16 protein-coding genes and 4 pseudogenes are annotated in these 21,525 nt (G+C 52.2%); 12 read left to right on the top strand and 8 right to left on the bottom strand.

What is annotated here, in order from left to right:
- The first annotated feature begins 38 nt into the window (after positions 1-38).
- Positions 39-554 carry a GNAT family N-acetyltransferase gene (locus tag ABIE10_RS14245; RefSeq protein WP_047358387.1) on the top strand — a complete coding sequence of 172 codons (516 nt, stop codon included), beginning with the start codon at positions 39-41 and terminating at the stop codon, positions 552-554.
- A 39-nt stretch (positions 555-593) separates the two neighbouring features.
- On the opposite strand, the gene tsr is transcribed toward ABIE10_RS14245, so the two are convergent.
- The gene (tsr, locus tag ABIE10_RS14240) at positions 594-2,255 is read right to left on the bottom strand and encodes a methyl-accepting chemotaxis protein (RefSeq protein WP_016151579.1); all 1,662 of its coding nucleotides are present in this window, start codon (positions 2,253-2,255) and stop codon (positions 594-596) included.
- A gap of 365 nt (positions 2,256-2,620) precedes the next feature.
- Between tsr and btsT the strand changes: the two genes are divergently transcribed.
- The 7 genes and pseudogenes from btsT to symE form a co-directional block, all read left to right on the top strand.
- Positions 2,621-4,771 carry a pyruvate/proton symporter BtsT gene (btsT, locus tag ABIE10_RS14235; protein WP_003830033.1) on the top strand — a complete coding sequence of 717 codons (2,151 nt, stop codon included), beginning with the start codon at positions 2,621-2,623 and terminating at the stop codon, positions 4,769-4,771.
- A 49-nt stretch (positions 4,772-4,820) separates the two neighbouring features.
- On the top strand, positions 4,821-5,015 hold the full coding sequence (locus tag ABIE10_RS14230; protein WP_003830038.1) for a YbdD/YjiX family protein: 195 nt from the start codon (positions 4,821-4,823) through the stop codon (positions 5,013-5,015).
- A gap of 12 nt (positions 5,016-5,027) precedes the next feature.
- Entirely contained in the window at positions 5,028-5,984 is a 957-nt protein-coding gene (gene yjiA, locus ABIE10_RS14225) for a GTPase (RefSeq protein WP_103766865.1), read from the top strand.
- A 320-nt stretch (positions 5,985-6,304) separates the two neighbouring features.
- A pseudogene (locus tag ABIE10_RS14220) lies at positions 6,305-8,635 on the top strand (type I restriction-modification system subunit M); the annotation flags it as partial.
- Positions 8,621-9,370, top strand: coding sequence for a restriction endonuclease subunit S (locus ABIE10_RS14215; protein ID WP_429156249.1), 750 nt, complete (start codon positions 8,621-8,623; stop codon positions 9,368-9,370). The pseudogene ABIE10_RS14220 and the gene ABIE10_RS14215, both read left to right, overlap by 15 nt.
- Positions 9,367-12,630, top strand: a complete 3,264-nt coding sequence (locus tag ABIE10_RS14210) for a type I restriction endonuclease subunit R (RefSeq protein ID WP_429156095.1) — start codon at positions 9,367-9,369, stop codon at positions 12,628-12,630. Before ABIE10_RS14215 ends, ABIE10_RS14210 begins: the two co-directional genes overlap by 4 nt.
- A gap of 55 nt (positions 12,631-12,685) precedes the next feature.
- Positions 12,686-12,994: pseudogene (symE, locus tag ABIE10_RS14205) on the top strand (endoribonuclease SymE); the annotation flags it as partial.
- A 46-nt stretch (positions 12,995-13,040) separates the two neighbouring features.
- Here the strand turns inward: symE and tssD are convergent.
- The 6 genes and pseudogenes from tssD to ABIE10_RS14175 form a co-directional block, all read right to left on the bottom strand.
- A pseudogene (tssD, locus tag ABIE10_RS14200) lies at positions 13,041-13,532 on the bottom strand (type VI secretion system tube protein TssD).
- Positions 13,533-14,039: a hypothetical protein gene (locus ABIE10_RS14195; protein ID WP_429156093.1), complete on the bottom strand. Its 507-nt coding sequence runs from the start codon at positions 14,037-14,039 to the stop codon at positions 13,533-13,535. It lies immediately after the preceding pseudogene.
- Positions 14,039-14,401 carry a tlde1 domain-containing protein gene (locus ABIE10_RS14190; RefSeq protein ID WP_016151573.1) on the bottom strand — a complete coding sequence of 121 codons (363 nt, stop codon included), beginning with the start codon at positions 14,399-14,401 and terminating at the stop codon, positions 14,039-14,041. The genes ABIE10_RS14195 and ABIE10_RS14190 overlap by 1 nt, the downstream gene beginning before the upstream one ends.
- Before the next feature lie 219 nt (positions 14,402-14,620).
- Positions 14,621-14,797 (bottom strand): annotated as a pseudogene (locus tag ABIE10_RS14185) (hypothetical protein); the annotation flags it as partial.
- A 5-nt stretch (positions 14,798-14,802) separates the two neighbouring features.
- Positions 14,803-15,267 carry a MarR family winged helix-turn-helix transcriptional regulator gene (locus tag ABIE10_RS14180; protein WP_049041985.1) on the bottom strand — a complete coding sequence of 155 codons (465 nt, stop codon included), beginning with the start codon at positions 15,265-15,267 and terminating at the stop codon, positions 14,803-14,805.
- Positions 15,268-15,414: 147 nt separating this feature from the next.
- A complete protein-coding gene (locus ABIE10_RS14175) occupies positions 15,415-15,579 on the bottom strand; it encodes a DUF1127 domain-containing protein (protein ID WP_064484482.1) in 165 nt (54 codons plus the stop codon).
- 177 nt (positions 15,580-15,756) lie between these two features.
- On the opposite strand from ABIE10_RS14175, the gene ABIE10_RS14170 reads away from it, so the two are divergent.
- Entirely contained in the window at positions 15,757-17,169 is a 1,413-nt protein-coding gene (locus ABIE10_RS14170; protein WP_172860613.1) for a PLP-dependent aminotransferase family protein, read from the top strand.
- A 51-nt stretch (positions 17,170-17,220) separates the two neighbouring features.
- Here the strand turns inward: ABIE10_RS14170 and ABIE10_RS14165 are convergent, their stop codons facing one another.
- Complete coding sequence (locus tag ABIE10_RS14165; RefSeq protein ID WP_153689756.1) at positions 17,221-18,159, bottom strand: Rpn family recombination-promoting nuclease/putative transposase; 939 nt, start codon at positions 18,157-18,159, stop codon at positions 17,221-17,223.
- Positions 18,160-18,389: 230 nt separating this feature from the next.
- On the opposite strand from ABIE10_RS14165, the gene ABIE10_RS14160 reads away from it, so the two are divergent.
- The 3 genes from ABIE10_RS14160 (at position 18,390) to mdtM (ending at position 21,469) form a co-directional block, all read left to right on the top strand.
- Positions 18,390-19,205 (top strand): helix-turn-helix transcriptional regulator, encoded by an 816-nt coding sequence (locus ABIE10_RS14160; protein ID WP_200046611.1) that lies wholly within the window; start codon positions 18,390-18,392, stop codon positions 19,203-19,205.
- 48 nt (positions 19,206-19,253) lie between these two features.
- Entirely contained in the window at positions 19,254-19,904 is a 651-nt protein-coding gene (locus tag ABIE10_RS14155; RefSeq protein ID WP_046275092.1) for a LysE family translocator, read from the top strand.
- Positions 19,905-20,227: 323 nt separating this feature from the next.
- Complete coding sequence (mdtM, locus tag ABIE10_RS14150) at positions 20,228-21,469, top strand: multidrug efflux MFS transporter MdtM (protein ID WP_429156089.1); 1,242 nt, start codon at positions 20,228-20,230, stop codon at positions 21,467-21,469.
- Positions 21,470-21,525 lie beyond the last annotated feature (56 nt).

Raw genomic sequence — 21,525 nt, 5'->3', positions numbered from 1 at the left:
GATAACACCGCGCTTATCGGGCATGTTATGCTCGACAAATGAACATCACCTTACGCTCCACCACTCTGGCAGAAACTGCCGCTCTTCCCGCCATCGAACGATCTGCGGGGCAACGTTTTTTACTCATCCCCGAACTGGCGTGGATTGCTGACGACCAGATTATATCGGTTGACCAGCATCGGGCATTTGCCGCTGCTGGCATGAGCTGGCTGGCGCAGGTCGACGAGCATCCGGTCGGTTTTTTAGTTGCCGAAACGCTGGGGTCATCGCTGTTTATAGCTGAACTTTCACTGCATCTGGAGTGGCAGGGAAAAGGTATTGGTCGCAGATTGATTGGCTATGTTGCCGAACAGGCGCGCGAGAAGGGTTATACATCGCTCACGCTGACCACCTTCCGTGATGTGCCGTGGAATGCGCCATTGTACGCACGATTGGGGTTTGAAATGCTGGCTGACGAGACGCTTCCTGCACTGCTGCGCCAGAAAAGAGAAGACGAAGCGGCGCACGGGCAGACGTACGAACTACGCTGCGCCATGCGCCTGATGCTGCGTTAATTGCCCGCGGGCGACTACGCCTTATCGGGCATTACCAACTTAGAACGTTTCCCAGTTATCCCCGGCATCCGTTACCGCAGCTTTACGCGGCTGGACCGTTGAAACTGGTTTAGCAGCAGCAACGTCACGCGCGCGCTGTTGGTCATGCTGAATACGGAACACGGCAACGGCCTGGGTCAGACGGCTGGCCTGCTCTTCCAGCGCCGCAGCGGCGGCGGCGGATTCTTCCACCAGCGAGGCGTTCTGCTGCGTCACACGATCCATCTCAGCAACGGCCAGACCGACCTGGTCGATACCGCGGCTCTGTTCATCAGAAGCAGAGGCGATTTCACCCATGATATCGGTCACGCGGGTTACCGCATTGACGATCTCATCCATGGTTTCACCAGCGCTTTCTACCAGCGTTGAACCCACATCCACACGGCTGACCGAGTCTTCAATCAGGCTCTTGATCTCGCGCGCGGCCTGCGCACTACGCTGGGCCAGGTTACGAACTTCACCCGCAACCACCGCAAAACCACGGCCCTGCTCGCCCGCACGCGCAGCTTCTACCGCGGCGTTGAGCGCCAGAATGTTGGTCTGGAAGGCAATGCCGTCGATGACGCTGATAATGTCGGCGATTTTCTGCGAACTGGAAGCGATGTCGCGCATGGTTTGCACCACGTTATCCACCACTTTGCCGCCTTTCTGCGCGGTTTCAGAAGCGCTCAGGGCCAGATGGCTAGCCTGACGCGCGTTTTCGGCGTTCTGCTTCACGGTCGCCGTCAGCTGTTCCATGCTGGCTGCGGTTTCTTCCAGAGATGCAGCCTGCTGCTCGGTACGCGAGGAGAGATCGTTGTTGCCCATCGCAATCTCGCTGGCCCCGCTGTAAATCGCGTTGGCACCGTTACGCACATCACCCACGGTGTTCATCAGCTCACCCTGCATATGACGCAGGCTTTCCGCCAGTTGGCCAATCTCGTTGGAACCTTCCACCTCAATACGCTTCACCAGGTCGCCGCTGGCGATATGACGAATGCTGTCGATCAGACGGTTCATTGGGGAGATAAGAGTCAGTTTGATGCCGAACCAGACCGCAATAATTGCCGCCAGTACGGTAATCAGCACACAGACCAGTACCCACATCGCCTGGCTGTAAGAGCTGTTGTTATCTGCTACCGCAATGTCATACAGGTGATCGTTCTGCTGCATGTAGTTGATGTATGTCTTCTCAAAACCATCCTGATAGCTCTGCGTGGGTTGATCAAAGAACGCATTGATCTTCCCGTCACCCAGTAACTGGATCAGCTCCGCCAGCGCGCCGTGATAGATGTCATAGGTGCGGTTGATCTCCTGGAAAGCGGCTTCACTTTGACGCGGATCGCGCGGGAGCGACTCGTAAATCGCCCAGTTTTTTTCCGTCAGTTTCAGCGCCGTGCTGGCTACCTGCATCAGCTCAGCAACGGTCGCACCGCTGCCGATATTGCTCTGATCCATCATGTAGCGAATACCCGCCCGGTTCAGGGTATTACGCGTTTGCAGCAGCTCAACCCAGGTGGCGTTCAGCGCAGACTGTTGCTGGCGAATGGTTTGCAGAACGGTAAAGTTCTCTTTGTCATTCTTAAGTGAGTTAAAAAACAAGCCGCCGGAGGCGAGCTGTAAAAGGCCAAATAGCGCCAATACCAGCAGTAAGCTGGTAACAATCTTCATTCGTTTTAACATGTTTTCTCTTTCCGCTAGACAGATGTCAGAATTTTCGGCCTGGAAAGGGAAAACTTTATGAAATTTGTGCTAGTTGAATCGATCTCAGCATCGATGATTCGTCGATCCACGCCGTCTGCCAAAGCGCTAAGCGAGTTTATTAGTGATCTCAATCACATAAATTCCCCCACTCTCCCCCATTGCTTACCGCTCACTGACACTTGGGACCGCTTAAGCTGACATATAACCGCTCACTTATTTACCTTACTTTACGCGCGTATTTCTCTGGCAAGATCCCCCCAACATAGCAGTCAATTTACCTCCTCAAACACAAGATCAAACCCACGCGGCTTCGGCCAATTATTAATTAGATACCAGGTTTTACTATGGATACGAAAAAGATATTCAAGCACATACCCTGGGTGATTCTCGGAATCATCGGTGCATTCTGCCTCTCGGTAGTGGCATTACGTCGGGGTGAGCACATCAGTGCCCTGTGGATCGTGGTCGCCTCAGTTTCTGTTTATCTGGTGGCCTATCGTTACTACAGTCTGTACATCGCCCAAAAGGTGATGAAACTTGACCCGACGCGTGCCACGCCGGCGGTCATCAACAATGACGGTCTGAACTACGTTCCAACCAACCGTAACGTATTGTTTGGCCACCACTTTGCCGCTATCGCAGGTGCGGGTCCGCTGGTTGGGCCGGTACTGGCCGCGCAGATGGGCTATCTGCCCGGTACGCTGTGGCTGCTGGCGGGTGTCGTGCTGGCCGGTGCGGTGCAGGACTTCATGGTGCTGTTTATCTCTTCACGCCGTAACGGCGCATCTCTGGGTGAGATGATCAAAGAAGAGATGGGCCCGATCCCGGGAACCATAGCGCTGTTTGGCTGCTTCTTAATCATGATCATCATCCTCGCGGTACTGGCGCTGATCGTGGTGAAAGCGCTGGCTGAAAGCCCGTGGGGTGTGTTCACCGTCTGCTCAACCGTACCTATCGCGCTATTCATGGGGATCTACATGCGATTCCTGCGACCGGGTCGTGTGGGCGAAGTGTCGGTGATTGGTATTGTGCTGCTGGTTGCGTCTATCTACTTCGGCGGCGTGATTGCTCACGACCCGTACTGGGGCCCGGCGCTGACCTTTAAAGACACCACCATTACCTTTACCCTGATCGGCTACGCGTTTATCTCTGCGCTGCTGCCGGTATGGCTGATCCTCGCGCCGCGCGACTATCTGGCTACCTTCCTGAAAATCGGCGTTATCGTCGGTCTGGCGGTGGGGATTGTTATCCTCAACCCGGAACTGAAAATGCCGGCGATGACTCAGTACGTTGATGGTACTGGTCCGCTGTGGAAAGGCGCTCTGTTCCCGTTCCTGTTCATCACCATCGCGTGTGGTGCGGTCTCTGGCTTCCACGCGCTGATCGCTTCTGGTACCACACCGAAGCTGCTGGCCTGTGAAACCGACGCGCGCTTTATCGGTTACGGCGCCATGCTGATGGAATCCTTCGTGGCGATTATGGCGCTGGTTGCTGCATCTATCATCGAACCGGGTCTGTACTTCGCAATGAACACCCCGCCTGCGGGCCTTGGCATCACCATGCCGAACCTGCATGAAATGAGCGGCGAGAACGCCCCGCTGATTATGGCGCAGCTGAAAGACGTAACCGCACATGCGGCGGCGACCGTCAGTTCCTGGGGCTTCGTCATTTCGCCTGAGCAGATCCTGCAGACCGCGAAAGACATCGGTGAACCGTCCGTTCTGAACCGCGCAGGTGGCGCACCGACGCTGGCCGTTGGTATCGCTCACGTGTTCCACAAAGTGCTGCCAATGGCTGATATGGGCTTCTGGTACCACTTCGGTATTCTGTTTGAAGCACTGTTCATCCTGACCGCACTGGATGCCGGTACCCGTTCTGGCCGCTTTATGCTGCAGGATTTACTGGGGAACTTCGTTCCGTTCCTGAAGAAAACCGACTCTCTGGTTGCGGGTATCATCGGTACTGCGGGCTGCGTAGGCCTGTGGGGTTACCTGCTGTATCAAGGCGTTGTTGACCCGCTGGGCGGCGTTAAGAGCCTGTGGCCGCTGTTCGGTATCTCTAACCAGATGCTGGCTGCCGTGGCACTGGTTCTGGGCACCGTGGTACTGGTTAAAATGCAGCGCACCAAATACATCTGGGTTACCGTTGTTCCGGCTGTATGGCTGCTTATCTGCACCACCTGGGCGCTGGGTCTGAAACTGTTCAGCACCAACCCGCAGATGGAAGGCTTCTTCTTCATGGCGAATCAGTACAAAGAGAAGATTGCTAACGGCGGCGAACTGACCGCTCAGCAGATTGCCAACATGAACCACATCGTCGTCAACAACTACACCAACGCAGGCCTGAGTATTCTGTTCCTGGTGGTGGTGTACAGCATCATTTTCTACGGGTTCCGTACCTGGCAGAAAGCCCGCGCCATCAACGGTCGCTCTGATAAAGAGACGCCGTATGTACCGGTGCCGGAAGGCGGCGTGAAGACCTCTTCACATCACTAACCGTATTCAGCCCCGCTTCGGCGGGGCTTTTCGCTTATCAGGATTGTTTATGTTTGGTACTTTAGGTCAGGCAAAAAAATACCTCGGTCAGGCGGCAAAGATGCTGATTGGCATTCCGGACTACGACAACTACGTCGAGCACATGAAGACCAACCATCCCGATAAGCCGTACATGACCTACGAAGAATTCTTCCGCGAGCGCCAGGAAGCCCGCTACGGTAGCGGCGGAAGCAGTTGCTGTTAGAAGGAGAAATGAATGACCCCGATTGCAGTTACCCTACTCACCGGTTTTCTTGGCGCGGGTAAAACCACCCTGCTGCGCCATATTCTCAACGAGCAGCACGGCTATAAGATTGCCGTTATCGAAAACGAATTCGGCGAAGTCTCGGTGGACGATCAGCTGATTGGCGACCGCGCCACGCAGATCAAAACCCTGACCAACGGCTGCATTTGCTGTACCCGCTCCAGTGAGCTGGAAGACGCACTGTTAGATCTGCTCGACAACCTCGACAAAGGCGCCATCCATTTCGACCGTTTGGTGATCGAGTGCACCGGCATGGCCGACCCCGGCCCGATTATCCAGACCTTTTTCTCCCATGAAGTGATTTGCGAACGCTACCTGTTGGACGGTGTGATTGCGCTGGTTGACGCGGTACATGCCGACGAGCAGATGAACCAGTTCACCATCGCCCAGTCGCAGGTGGGCTACGCTGACCGCATCCTGCTGACCAAAACCGACGTGGCGGGTGAAAGCGAGAAACTGCGTGAGCGCCTGGCGCGCATCAACGCCCGCGCCCCGGTGTATACCGTCACGCATGGTGATATCGACCTCTCCTTGCTGTTCGATACCAACGGTTTCATGCTCGAGGAGAACGTGGTCAGCGCCAAACCACGCTTCCACTTTATCGCCGACAAGCAAAACGATATCTCCTCGATCGTCGTCGAGCTGGATTACCCGGTAAACATCAGTGACGTGTCGCGGGTAATGGAAAATCTGCTGCTGGAATCCGCCGAGAAGCTGCTGCGCTACAAAGGCATGCTGTGGATTGAAGACGAGCCAAACCGCCTGCTGTTCCAGGGCGTTCAGCGTCTGTACAGCGCCGACTGGGATCGCCCGTGGGGCGACGAACAACCGCACAGCCTGCTGGTGTTTATCGGCATTAACCTGCCGGAAGACGAGATTCGAGCCGCGTTTGCGGGGTTGAAGAAGTAACCCTCATTCTGGATTGCCCGATGGCGCGCAGCTTTCGGGCCTACAATTCCCCACCATGTCTCAAAACCTACGCCCACAGGCCGGACAAGGTGCAGCCGCCATCCGGCATATATTCCCAACCGTTTGTCGCACTCTTACCGACGGAGAACGCTATTTTTTCTCCCCCCTCATAAAACATTCATTAGGATGATCATTAATGCCCAAAAATCACCGAAAATTATAAAAAACCTTTATAAATGATCAACTTACGAATTTCTGGTAAAAAGGAGACTATCTAACCATTGAAAAAAAGCCTCACAGCAGAGGCCAGGATTGTATTTATGACATCAGGAAGTTTTTCCCAGACGGCCGCCTTTCTCTGGTCGGTAGCAGACCTGCTGCGCGGCGATTTCAAACAGTCACAATATGGCCGCATCATTCTCCCTTTCACTCTTCTGCGCCGCCTGGAGTGCGTACTCGAAAGCAGCAAACCATCCGTGCTTGCTCAGGTCGAAAAAATCCAGTCAATGAACCTGCCGGAAGAAGCACAAGAGAAAATGATCCTGCGAGCGGCGGACAATCTGACATTCTTCAACACCTCACCGATGGACCTCAGCAAAATGGGGCAAAACGGTATCAAGGCCAACCTGGAGAAATATGTTCAATCGTTCTCCACGGATGCCCGCGAGATCTTCGATCACTTCAAGTTCAGCGAGTTTGTTGGGCAACTGGAAGACGCGAATCTACTGTATAAAGTGGTACAAAAATTCGCGGCCACCGATCTGAGCCCTGAAGCGATTTCCAACCATGAAATGGGCTTTGTGTTTGAAGAGTTGATCCGTCGCTTTGCTGAAAGCTCAAATGAGACAGCGGGAGAACACTTTACCCCCCGCGATATCGTGCGCCTGACCACCTCACTGGTGTTTATGGAAGACGATGATGCGTTAACCAAAGACGGTATTATCCGCACGATTTACGACCCGACCGCCGGTACTGGCGGGTTTCTCTCATCGGGTATGGAATACTTGCACGAACTAAACCCGAATGCGGTCATGCGTGCTTTCGGACAGGAGTTAAACCCGGAGTCTTACGCCATCTGTAAAGCCGATATGCTGATCAAAGGTCAGGATGTCAGCCGCATTAAGCTCGGCAACACCCTCTCTAACGATCAGCTTCCGGCCGATCGGTTTGATTACATGCTTTCTAATCCGCCGTTCGGCGTGGACTGGAAAAAGATTGAAGGGGAGATCAACGACGAGCATCTACAGAAAGGCTTTAGCGGTCGTTTCGGCCCCGGCCTGCCGCGCGTTTCCGACGGTTCACTGCTGTTCCTGCTGCACCTGATCGGCAAAATGCGCGATGCGCAAAACGGCGGTGGACGCATCGGCATTATCCTCAACGGCTCGCCGCTGTTTACCGGCGGCGCAGGCAGCGGTGAGAGCGAGATCCGACGCTACATCCTTGAAGCCGACCTGCTGGAAGGGATTATCGCCCTGCCAACGGACATGTTCTACAACACCGGCATCGCCACCTATATATGGATTTTATCCAACAAAAAGATCGCAGAACGTAAGGGCAAGGTTCAATTGATTGACGGCAGCAACCTGTGCGACAAGATGCGCAAATCGCTGGGGTCGAAACGTCATCAAATGGGCGATGAGGATATCCGGCTGATTACCCGCACCTTCGGGGATATTGAGTCAGTTAGTGCGACCACGCTGGACGTATTGGGTCTGGAAAAAGCACCAGAGCAAAAATCCAGCCGCGGTCGCCAGTCTGCTACCGCGAAAAGCGAAGCGCCAAAAACTTTCGCCAGCAAAATCTTCAACAACACCGATTTTGGCTACCGCCGGTTAACCATTGAGCGTCCGCTACGCCTGTCGGCACAGATTTCCGATGAGGCCATTGCCACTTTGCGCTTCGCGCCGAAGCCGTTTAATGCGCCGATGGAACGCCTGTACGAAGTATTTGCCTCGCAGTGGCGGGATGAGAATTATGGTGATTTCACCACACTGGCAACCGAAGCCCGCGCCATTATCAAAGCCGAGTTTGCCGAGCTGAAAGAGAAGCAAATCAAAGACCTGTTCGACAGCAAACTGTGGCAATTCCAGCGAGAGTTAATGGAAAAAGCGCGGCGTATTCAGGCAGCGGTAGGCGCTCAGGCGGGGGGAAAAGAGGTCATCAGCAACGACTTTAACCAGTTCCAGCTGACGCTGAAGGGCGCGCTCAACACCGCAGGCGTGAAGCTGGATGCCAAAGAGAACAAGCAGCTTATCGACGCCATCACCCGCAAAAATCCGAATGCCGAACCGGTGGTGAAAAAGGTGCTGAAAGAGGCCGCTCAGCCGCTGTACGGCGCGTTTGATTACCAAGGAAAAGTTGTTGAGTTTGAGCAGGATGGCGACCTGCGCGATAACGAGAATGTGCCGCTGAATCCGGCTATTTCCAGCAGCGAGCTAATCGAGAGCTACTTCAAAGCGGAAGTCTTGCCGCACGTGGCGGATGCGTGGATCAACGCCGATAAGCGTGATGCGAAAGACGGCGATATCGGAATTATCGGTTATGAAATTCCGTTTAACCGTCATTTTTATATTTATCAGCCGCCGCGCCCGCTGGAGGAGATTGATGCGGATCTGGATGCGATCAGCATCGAGATTATGCAACTGCTAAAGCGTCAGACAGAAATTAGCCATGTGGTGACCAAAGGGCTAAATCCAAATGTGCCGATGAAAGATTCTGGTGTTGAGTGGGTCGACTCTATCCCCTCCCACTGGGAAGTAATGCCTACATTTTCTGTATGCGAAGCATCGATGAAAAAAAATTACGATGGTATAGAGAGTAACGTACTTTCATTAAGTTATGGGAAAATTATTCCCAGAAATGTGGATACAAACTATGGGCTACTTCCAGAATCCTTCAATACTTATCAAATTGTTGAATGCAGAGATATTATTTTAAGATTAACTGATCTACAAAACGATAAAAATAGTTTACGCGTAGGTTTAGTTAAACAAAAAGGGATTATTACATCAGCATATTTAAAACTGAAATCAAAGAGTAGAATATCCCCCGATTTTTTATATCAGTTACTTCATTCATACGATACAACTAAGGTTTTTTATGGTATGGGCGGGGGTCTGAGACAGTCCATGAAATTTGAGGATTTCAGGAGATTGCCACTGCTACTGCCACCGACAAACGAACAGAAAAAAATAGCGGTTTTTCTCGATCAAGAAACCACAAAAATTGATAATCTTCTGGAGAAACAGCAACAAATTATTCAACTCCTCCAGGAACGCCGTACCGCTCTGATCTCCGCCGCCGTCACCGGAAAAATCGACGTGCGCAACTGGGTTGCGCCGGGCGAACAAGCCAAAGCAGAATCACCCGCGGAGGCCTTTGCATGAGCAACGACATAGCCAAAGAGGTCAATCTTCAAAACGATATCATCGCGCAGATGGTGGCAAAAGGCTGGATTATCGGCAAAGGTGACGGCTACGATCGCGAACGGGCGCTCTATGTGCAGGACACATTACAATTTGTGCAATCCACCCAACCGCAGGAGTGGGAGAAATTCGTCCGCGTCTATCCCAACGATACCGGGCGCCATTTCCTCGACGCACTGGTTACGCAGCTTAAAAAAGCCGACAGTAACGCTACGGATATCCAGTCGCGCAGCTGGGGCACGCTGGGCGTATTGCGCCACGGCCTGAAAATCCGCAACGCCCGTTTTTCCCTGTGCCAGTTTAAACCCGAGCACAATCTGAACCCGGAAACCCTGGCGTGCTATCGGCAGAATCTCTGCCGCATCGTACCGGAGCTGGTGTATAGCCCCTATGCCTCCAACTGCGCCTTTGCGGAAACCGGCCTGAAAGCCAAAAAGTGGCGCATCGATCTGGTGCTGTTTATCAACGGCCTGCCGGTCGCCACGCTGGAGCTGAAATCCGAATTTAAACAGACGGTGCATAGCGCGATTGTGCAGTACAAAAAGACCCGTCTGGCGAAAGATCCGGCCACCAACAAACCCGAACCGCTGCTGACCTTTAAGCGCGGGGCGCTGGTCCATTTCGCGGTCAGCCAGTACGACGTCTTTATGACCACCCGGCTCGCGGGGGACAGCACCTTCTTCCTGCCCTTTAACAAAGGCACCAAAGAGGGCGGTGCGGGCAACAATATTCCCGAAGATACCACCCGCTATGCCACGGACTACCTGTGGAATGAAGTCCTGCTGCCGGATAACTTATTAAAAATCCTCGCCAGCTTCGTGCATTTGCAGATTGAAGAAAAAGAGGACTGGAACGGGCTGAAATCGAAGAAAGAGAGCCTGATTTTCCCGCGCTATCACCAGTGGGACGTGGTCAACAAGCTGCTGGAAGCCGCAACGCTGGAAGGAACCGGCTACAAATACCTGATACAGCATAGCGCCGGCTCCGGTAAATCGAATTCCATTGCCTGGACCGCCCATCAGCTTTCCCGTCTGTACGACGTGAACGGAGAAAAACAGTTCCACTCCGTGATCGTAGTGACGGACCGCACGGTACTGGACGACCAGCTTCAGGACACCATCTGGCAATTCGAACACGCTGACGGCGTGGTCGGACGCATCAATAATAAAGAAGGTGATGGTTCTAAATCGGAAAAGCTGGCCAGCGCGCTGGAAAACTCGCAGCCGATTATTATCGTCACCATCCAGACCTTCCCGTTCGTCCTGAAAGCCATCGAAAACAGCGTCAGCCTGAAACAGCGTAAATACGCGGTTATTGCCGATGAAGCGCACTCCTCACAGAGCGGTACCACCGCCCGTCAGCTAAAAGAAGTGCTGATGACCGAAGAGATGGATGACGACGTGGTGCTGTCGTCAGAAGATATTCTGGATGTCACCATCGCCGCGCGTCAGGGCAGCAGTAATCTGAACTACTACGCCTTTACCGCCACGCCGAAGGCCAAAACCCTCGAACTGTTTGGCCGCCGCCCGCATCCGGAACAACCTGCGTCAAAAACCAATAAACCGGCTGCCTTCCACGTCTACTCCATGCGCCAGGCGATCGAAGAAGGCTTTATCCTGGACGTGCTGAAAAACTATACCAACTACAAAGTGGCGTATCAGCTGCTGCAAAAGCTGGAAGATAAAGACCGCGAAGTCGACAGCAATCGGGCCAAGGTCAGGCTGAGTCAGTGGGTCACGCTGCACGATTACAACGTCTCGCAGAAGGTGAAGGTGATCGTCGAGCACTTTCGCAAACACGTTATGCACCTGCTTGGCGGTCAGGCGAAAGCGATGGTAGTTACCAGCTCGCGTAAAGCCGCCGTTCGCTACAAGCTGGCCTTTGATAAATATATTAGCGAGAACAATTACCCGAAAATCAGCGCGATGGTGGCATTTTCTGGGGAGGTGGAATTCCAGGAAGGCGACCAGAATAGCCTCGCGCTGTTAAATCAGAAATTTACCGAGATGAATATGAACCCTGGTCTGAAAGGCCGGGACATGCGCAAAGCCTTCGACAGCGACGATTATCAGGTCATGCTGGTTGCCAATAAGTTTCAGACCGGTTTTGACCAGCCTAAGCTGTGCGCCATGTATGTCGATAAAGCCCTCGGCGGCGTTGAGTGTGTACAGACGCTGTCACGCCTGAACCGCACCTATCCGGGCAAAGCGGAGTCGGGCACCTTCGTGCTCGATTTTTATAACGAGCCGGACGAGATCCTCAGCGCGTTCCAGCCTTATTACCAGACGGCGGAACTGACCGATGTCAGCGATCCGCAGCAGGTGTTCGATTTGTTTGAAAAACTGCGTGCCACGCAGATTTTCCAGTGGAATGAAGTGGAGCAATTCTGCATAGCATTTTTCAGCAAAAATAAATCCAACGCGGCAATCAGCAATATTTGCAAACCGGCGGTCGAACGCTGGAAAAAGCGTTACGCCCTGGCAATCGATGCTTACCTGATGGCAAAAGAGATGTTTGAGCGCACCAAAAAAACAAGCGATACGGTATTAATTACCAATGCGGAAAATAGCTTTAACGCCTGCAAGCAGGAAAAAGATCGTCTGGAGATTTTCAAGAAAGATCTTGGCAGTTTTGTTCGCTTCTACGAGTTTATGTCGCAGATCGTCGAGTACGATGACAAAGATCTGGAGAAACTAAGCCTGTTTGCCCGCCATCTGCGCCCGCTGTTGCATGAGCAACATCTGGAAGAGGACGAGATTGATCTCAGTAACGTGGAGATGAGCCACTATCGCTTATCAAAGATCCACGAACAACATCTGAAACTACAAGAAGATGATGCGAAATATACACTTGATCCCAGTAACGACGTGGGTACGGCAAAACCAAAAGACAAGAAAGAGGAATTTCTGTCGCATATTTTATCGCGAATGAATGAACTGTTTATCACCGACCATCTGACGGATAAAGATATGCTCAGCAGCGCAATGACCGTGTTTAATAAAATCACTGAGAATGAAACGGTGATGAAACAAATCAGGAATAACAGTCCCGAGCAGGCAATATTAGGCGGTTTTTTCAAGGCGGTAGACGACGCGGTGATGGACAGTGACGAAGCGCGACAAGAATTTATGCTGCAGTATTTATCGAACCCGCAGTGCGCTAAGGGCTTTGCCCGCCTGATGTTTGATATGGCGACGGGGCATTTCGCGTTGCCTGCTTAAGGTTTTGATTATTGCCGGATGGCTTATCCGGCCTGATTTATATTTCTTATCAATAGTGACTTATGCGAGTCGTTATCCGGATTACACGCATGTTCCGGCAATTATTATGAAAGGCCAGTGGCTGGAGGCAGCCGGTTTCGCCACCGGCTGCAAATTCGATGTCAGAGTGATGCCCGGCTGCATTGTGCTGACGGCCAAGCTGCCGGAACCGGAAGAACCGGCGTTACTGCAGTCGCTGCGTCGGGTGTGCAAGCTGTCCGCGCGTAAGCAACAGCAGGTGCAGGAGTTTATCGACGTGATTTCGGCGAAGCCTGTACCGCCCGGATGCCAGACGGCGCTCATGAGTATAAGCGCCGTGTATTGATTGCATTACAGCTCTGGGTAACATCATTTTATCCGGAGCCGTTTACTCAAGACCCTAAGCGATAATCCCAATCATCATAGTGGACTATATTCCCATCATGATAGTGCCAGGTAATCTTCTTGTAACGGAGCTGAGCAAGTTCAAGATGGGTCTGTTTTTCGTAATAAGGATCTTTAACATCGTGCATCAGTGAAAAAAGCGTAACGACTTTCACATTTTCCAGGGTTATCGTAAAATAGACCTCTTCCTGACCAGCATAATTTATTCAATAGAGGTCAATAACCACTTTCCTTAATGTTTCTCCGGTACTTAATGATTTGTACAAAAGCACACTAGAAGCATCAATTTCCATTTCAATTAAAAATGGACGATGTTGGCGTTTATTCAACACCCTCCCATTATGCAAATCAGAGTTGTAGCTCACATTATGATACAGGCCTAAAATCTCGATCTGATTTTCACGGTCGTTTACCATTACACTACCTTTGATAATATTGCCAGCATCATCGATTAATGACATATACCCGGGGATAACCATTTATAAATCCTTGTTAAATGGAATAGAATTCTCAACACTATTGATCATAACCGCAATACACCGCTTCCCTTCTGTCGTTTTGATCTTATACATTTCCCTGATGGAATTAACAAATAGCTTATTCATTTCTTCTTCTGACTCAGGGTAAGAGGTAAATGCGCATATCTTCTCAATATTCAGCAATGGTCTGTTATCGTTGAGGATAGCCAGAACACCGACTGGGTTATGTGGAATGGCTTCAGAGACCGCCCCCTGTAAATCTTCCGCCGTACTAGCATCAACTCCGGATTCAAGAGCACTTGCTACCGTTAACCAGTCATTATTACCTTTGCTAATTTCAGGAATAATATGGTTCCACCATTCTGACTCACTGCCATCATAAAGTTCGTGTACAACGGTATTTGCTCCTTTTTCATTTATCATCTGCAGAAGCTGTGCTGCAGTATGCACTGCAGCACAGGGAGCACCCGAAAGAATAAATAGAAAGGAGATAAAAATAAATTTCATTATCTTACCACCAAAATTGTGTCACCCGAATCGTAAATGGTTTGGCGCTTATCTTGTCCATTCATAATTATACATCCTGCAGATGCCGTTCCCGGTGGCTGCCCTTTTTTATCACCATGAATTTCGAAATGATCTCTGCCAAAAGTATTTGTCCCTGCAATAGGTTCGAGGATAATAGCGGCGGGACTTTTATGATTATTCCATCCAGCAATAAAATAAACGCCTCGTGGAATGGGGCCCTTGTTACGTATGTGTTCACAGTTCGGTTTATCCTTTGATTCACCAGCACCACTGTAGCAATAAGCAATTAATTTACCGTTATGGCTCAGTATACCTGTCGATACTTTATATTCCCATGTCATATGATTTACATCCTTTAAAATATAATAATTACGCCTATCATATTTAATTGTAAAATTAAATATGTTCATAAAGTCACAATTATTAGAATTCAAAATATTTATAATTCATACATCTTTATTTCTCGAACAAATAAATCGTATTCTGAATAATTAGATAACGGGGAAGCAGCAGGCAATCTGAAAACACCCGGTGTACCAGAAATACATCGTTAGCGTTGCCACCAGCGCGACGTAACCGGATACGCGTGAGGAAACGGGCGTTACCACGCGCATCACCGTGGAGTCCGGCGTCAGCGGGCTCCAGATATCGGCAACGATAAACCAGGCGAATATTACCAGGAAAGCGGCAATACTCACCCTTACCCAACGGGCAAATTTTTGTTCTGGGGTCATCATAGTTTTTAGTGTTGATTGTCTTCTTCGCGGATTGTCCGCAAATTGCAGGCGAGTTGATTTAAGGTCGCGCTGAATGAGGCAAGCTCCGCTTCGGGAATGGTGCAGGTGACGCGATGTTGATATGTCTCAATCACCCGGTTAAGTTCTTCAAGCCTTGAGCGGCCTTGCGCGGTCAGCGTTAGCAGACGGATGCGTTTGTCATAAGGCGATGTGGAACGCAGCAGATAGCCCTGCTTTTCCAGCTGCGAAAGGGTGCGCATCAGCGGCGGCAGTTCAATGCCCTGCATTTGTGCCAGTTCACTGACCGAGACGTTGTCTCCCAGTTGATACAGTTGCATCAGTACCGTCCAGCTTGACTGCGTCAGGCCAGTATCGGTGATGGCAGCATCAATAATGGCTCGCCACTGGCGCACCACCATTGCCATGCGCATCCCCATCGGACGGCGGGCAAACAGTTCATCTTCCGTCATCTTACTTTCCCCTCATCGCTGAGAAGAAAATAATACTTATCAGGATAAGTATCAAGAAACAGGCTATCCAGAAGCATGAATTGATAAATAATGTGAATACAAAAGAGGCCGGGTGATAACCCTCCAGCCTCTGTCGATGGAAGAAAATCACTCTATCTGATCGCGTCGCAGCCCGACGTCCCGCAGCCGCTCATTACTCATCTGTTGCAATACGCGCCGCGTTTGCGCCCGTAACCTCCACGCCTTATATGCCCGCCAGATCAGAACAAACCCAATAAATGGCTGCTTTGCTTTATTCTCATGAAATTCCATACCTTGCCTCCCCGCCTTGTCTGAGGCTTTATCTTCACGGATTTGGCCCTAAGCAATACAGACTCACAAAGTACTTTTATTTAACATACAGATTGGTTAAAAAGAGTTCTGCATCGCTTTTTTCACGCCAATCTGTACTGGTTTTTTAATCTGTATGGTACCCATAAGGGATACAGCATGACGCGTTATCAACATCTGGCCAATCTGCTGGCCGAACGCATTGAGCAGGGGTTGTATCGCCATGGCGAAAAACTGCCTTCGGTACGTAACCTGAGTCAGGAGCACGGGGTCAGTATCAGCACCGTCCAGCAGGCGTATCAGATGCTGGAACAGCGACAGCTGATCACCCCGCAGCCGCGTTCCGGTTATTTTGTCGCGCCACAAAAGGCACAGCCGCCCGTGCCGCCGATGTCGCGCCCGGTGCAGCGTCCGGTCGAGATAACGCAGTGGGATCTGGTGCTGGATATGCTAAAAGGGCATAGCGATAAATCTGTGATCCCCTTCAGCAGCGGCGCGCCAGATGTCAGTCAACCGAGCCTGAAACCGCTCTGGCGCGAACTCAGCCGCGTAGTGCAGCATAACCTGAAGGCAGTGCTGGGGTACGACAAGCTTCCCGGCAGCCAGGATCTACGCCAGCAGATCGCCCGTCTGATGCTGGATAGCGGTTCAGTCCTCAACGCCGATGATATTGTGATAACCAACGGGAGCCAGAGCGGAATGTCGCTGGCGCTGCTGGCGGTTTGTCAGCCAGGAGACATTGTCGCCGTTGAATCCCCCACCTACTACGGCACAATGCAGCTACTGCGCGGCCTGGGGATCAAGGTGATTGAGATCCCAACCGATCCGGATACCGGGATCAGCATTGAAGCGCTGGAGCTGGCGCTGGATCAGTGGCCGATCAAAGGCGTGCTGCTGGTTCCCAACTGCAACAACCCTCTCGGGTTCATTATGCCGGATGCGCGTAAGCGGGCGGTGCTCGCCCTCGCCCAGCGTCACGACATCGTCATTTTTGAAGATGATGTGTATGGCGAACTGGCCACAGAGTATCCGCGCCCGCGTACGATCCACTCCTGGGACAGTGACGGCCGGGTAATACTCTGCAGTTCGTTTACCAAATCCGTAGCCCCAGGACTGCGCGTGGGTTGGGTGGTTCCCGGTCGCTATTACAACAAACTGCTACACATGAAGTACGCCGTCATTGGTACTAACGTTCCCGCTACGCAGCTGGCAGCAGCCTCCTTTGTGCGCGAAGGTCATTACCATCGGCATATCCGGCGTATGCGCCAGATTTATCAGCGTAATATGGAGATCTACACCTGCTGGGTACGGGAATATTTTCCCTGCGGGATCTGCGTCACCCGACCAAAAGGCGGCTTTATGCTGTGGGTCGAGCTGCCGCTCCAGGTCGATATGGTCTGCGTCGCTAAGCAGCTCTGTCGCCTGAAAATCCAGGTCGCACCGGGATCGCTGTTCTCCGCATCCGGAAAGTATCGCAACTGCGTACGCATCAACTGCGCGTTACCGCCAAACGAGAAGCATCAGGAAGTGATGCAAAAGCTCGGCGAGGCGGTAAAGATGGCGATAGAGTAAATCGGACCGGCCGGTGATTCCGGGCAGGCGATTATGCGATTTAACTCATATCTAATGACTTAAACCCTGAATATCTTCTGCGGAAAGCCGGGTAATTTTTTGTACCGTGCAGATATCAATACCGTCTGCCAGCATGGTGTGGGCAATACGGAGCGCCTCATCAAGTCGCCCTTCTATAAGCCCTTCTTGTCGTCCTTCCTGTAACCCTTCCAGCCTGCCTTTTTGTAGCCCTGCCTCATGCAATCTGTCGGCGATCGTCATCAAGTGCTCCTTATGCTGCGGTGAACGTTCGGCAACCTCACGAATAAACTCACTGAATCGAGGTGCATCGCCAGTTCGTAAAATATAATTAAACAGCGTCTTTATCTGGCTGTCATTAGTCAGTCCGGTAAGTAGCAGGGAAACAATTTGCTCGACCAGCCCCATAAGGTCGCGCTGACGAATATGTTTTTGGATTAACTCCAGCAGCGCCATACGTCGATGATGCACAATTTCGTCATCCGGGATAACCGTAATATCCACCAGCGGAAACGCCACAGCATACAGCTGACGAGCCAGCTTCGGGTTGGCAAACTCGTCCAGCCAGCATAGGGAATAAGGATATGGGCTTTTCGCACCGTGATAGAACAACATCGGCACCACCAGCGGTAATTGCTGATGCCCGGCATCTAAATGCTTCTGCATGGCCGCTACCGCGTAACGCATCAACCTGAATGCCATATGCGCATCCGGTGTGCTTTGGTGTTCAATCACCACATAAACATAGCCATCACCTTCCGTCGTTTTCACGGACCACAACACATCGGAATAGTGCGCACGTAAATCCTCTTCAATGAAACTATCCGGCTTGAGTTTCAGCGTCTGAAAATCGCAAAGGTCGCGCAGCGAAGCGGGAAGATGTATTTGTAGAAAATCCCGAGCTGTCTCAGGGTGGCGCAAAAACGTTTTAAAGACCGCATCATGCGGGGTGGAAGTCGGTGCTTTGTTCATGGCGATCCATCACCTGGAAATAAGATGCCGTGACTGTAGCGCTGGTAAACCACACTCTCACCTGTAACGTTCTCTCTTTGCGAGGCGATTTCCGGGATAAAAACGCCCCTTTGTAACGTCTGCATTTGTCTGGAACGTATCACGCAGAATCACGACCTCAATGCACATTCCCGCTTTTTCACCGCAGGGCCTGTGCTATAACAAATCATCACTTTCATGGAGGACACGATGTGACGCATACCCGGGATATTCCACAATCGTTCTGGCGTGATGAGCAACTGCCGTGGCTGGAGCTGCGCAGCACCTGGCGCAGCAAGCAGGCCTATAAGCGCCATCACCACTCTCAGCTCTCGATTGGGGCAATTCTCGAGGGAGGAACCTGCTGCCTGTGCGATGACAAGGAATACCATCTGAAGGTGGGCGATCTCATTGTGATCCCACCACTGGCACCTCACAGCTGTAATCCCGTCAACGGGCAATTTCGCAGCTATCACATGCTTTATCTTGATGCCCGGTGGTGTCTTGCCCATCTGTCTGCGCTGAACAGCAATCAACGGCTTTGTACGCGCACTCCTGTTATCCGCGATCCGCAATTATTCCAGTGCTACATGCACCTTGTGGCGCTCATGCCGCAACGGCAAACGACGCAGATAACTGATGCCGCACAAGCATTGCTGCGCTCGCTGCCATTGCAGTCGGTAACACCGGAAAACCTAAGCGTCACCAGCCAGTATCTGCGCGAGCGGTTGCAGTCCAGTCTGCTCTCCCCACCCTCGCTGGATGAGCTGGCAGATGAGTGTCACATGCGTAAAGAGACGCTGATTCGGACCTTTAAGCAGGACACCGGGCTGACGCCGGGAAATTATCTGAACATCGTGAGGATTGACTATGCCCGTCAGCGGCTACGGGCCGGGGACGAGATTGTCGATGTCGGCTACCAGAGCGGGTTTGCCGACCAGAGCCATTTCCATCGCACCTTTGTTCGCTACACAGCAGCCACACCGCGCCAGTACGCACTGGGACGATCAATATCAGACAATAATTAGCGTTGCGTCAGGCGTACGCTGATCTCTGTTTCATTTTCTGAGGTCGCTATGTCGCTGCTTGCTGAACTTTTTCCGTCTGCTTTTCCCGCGCTGGCGCTGGCGCATTTTGTTGCACTACTCAGCCCAGGGCCGGACTTCTTTTTACTGGTCGGTTACGCCGTACGTTACCGGATGCGCGGCAGCGCTGGGCTGTGCGTGGGGATCGCCATCGGCAACGGGCTGTATATCCTGCTGGCGATTATTGGTTGGGGGATCCTGCGCCAGCTTCCCCTGCTGTTTACGGTTATTGAGCTGCTGGGCGCGCTCTATTTATTATGGATTGGCAGCCTACTGATACGCAGCCGCCCGCAAACCCTGACCGGAGCAGACGCCCAGTCTACCTGTCCAGGATTTGGCAAACAGCTGCTGCTGGGATTAGGTTCGTCGCTGCTCAACCCAAAAAATGCGCTGTTCTATCTGGCGCTAATGACCGCCCTGCTCGGCCCGTCGGTGACGCTGCTGCAACAAACCATGAGCGGGATCTGGATGACCAGCGTGGTGTTGTTCTGGGATCTGCTGATCGTGATGTTCATCGGCTTACCGCAGATCCAGCGACGGTTAACCAGAGGGATCGTGTGGATTGAGCGTATCGCCGGCGGCGTGCTGATCGTCTTCGGCAGTGCGATCGCGCTGCGTTTTCTGCAGAGCGTCACTTTCTGATAAGCGTGACGATTTTCTGCAAATAAAGCGGATAAACTCGTTTAATTAATATCCAATCCGCATTACACTTTGGGTGGCTATTATCCATTCAACCAATTCTTCCCGAGGTGCGATGTGCTGATTGTTACCTGTAATCGTTACGTTTTCTGACCCGAGTCTGAAAACGTTTCTCCTGTTTGCGCCTCGCGCAGGCAGCGTTTTTGATTACATGAAATTCAGTACATTTGCAGTCTGCTTTTTTCTGTCATCGGTCTGACGTCTCAAAGACGGTATTGAATTTCGCTATTCCCGTTGAGGGTTTTCTCCCGAAAAGGAGCTGTTTTATGCAACGGATTCTCGCGTTTTTCTCCCAACGCACCACGACGCTATTTTTTCCTGTCGCGTTGATTTTATATGACTTCGCCGCTTATCTGTCGACGGACCTGATCCAGCCAGGCATCATCAATGTGGTGCGTGATTTCAACGCCGACGTCAGCCTGGCCCCCGCTGCGGTGAGCCTCTATCTGGCTGGCGGCATGGCGCTGCAATGGCTGCTGGGACCGCTCTCCGACCGGATTGGCCGTCGACCGGTGCTGATTGCGGGGGCGTTAATTTTTACGCTCGCCTGCGCTGCCACGCTATTGACCACCTCAATGACGCAATTTCTGGTCGCCCGATTTGTACAGGGCACCAGCATCTGCTTTATCGCTACCGTTGGCTATGTCACGGTTCAGGAGGCGTTTGGGCAAACGAAGGCCATAAAGTTAATGGCGATAATCACCTCCATTGTGCTGGTTGCGCCAGTTATCGGCCCGCTCTCCGGCGCAGCGCTGATGCACTTTGTACACTGGAAAGTCCTGTTCGCCATTATCGCCGCCATGGGGCTTATCGCCCTGATTGGGCTAGCGTTAGCAATGCCGGAAACCGTTAAGCGCGGCGCGGTGCCGTTCAGTGCACGCGGCGTACTGCGTGATTTCCGCGAGGTTTTCCGTAACCGGGTGTTCTTGTTTGGCGCAGCCACGCTGTCGTTAAGCTATATCCCGATGATGAGCTGGGTGGCGGTCTCGCCGGTGATCCTGATCGACGCTGGCGGTTTGAGCACATCAGAGTTCGCCTGGGCGCAGGCACCGGTGTTTGGCGCGGTGATCGTCGCCAATATGGTGGTTGTTCGTTTTGTGAAGGATCCAACCCAGCCACGCTTTATCTGGCGGGCGGCACCCATTCAACTGAGCGGACTGGCGGTGCTGATTGCCGGCAATTTGCTGTGGCCGCACGTCTGGTTGTGGTCGGTGCTGGGAACCAGCCTGTATGCGTTTGGCATTGGTATGATCTTTCCGACGCTGTTCCGCTTTACGCTGTTTTCCAACAACTTACCGAAGGGTACGGTCTCGGCGTCGCTGAATATGGTCATCCTGACGGTGATGGCGGTTTCTGTCGAAATCGGACGTTGGCTGTGGTTTAACGGCGGCAGGATTTCGTTTCATCTGTTGGCGGTTGCGGCGGGTATTGCTGTCGTCTTTACCCTGGCAGGCTTACTGAAACGGGTTCGCCAGCATGAAACAACAACGTTAGCCACTGAAAACTAACCTGCCGGATGGCACTGACGCTTATCCGGCCTATGTCGTAGTGATAGGCCGGATAA

The sequence above is a fragment of the Citrobacter sp. 506 genome (genome assembly GCF_050434985.1).
Classification (GTDB): Bacteria; Pseudomonadota; Gammaproteobacteria; order Enterobacterales; family Enterobacteriaceae; genus Citrobacter; species Citrobacter braakii.
Note: the sequence above shows the minus strand (reverse complement) of the source record. Positions and strands in the feature narration are given on the sequence as shown.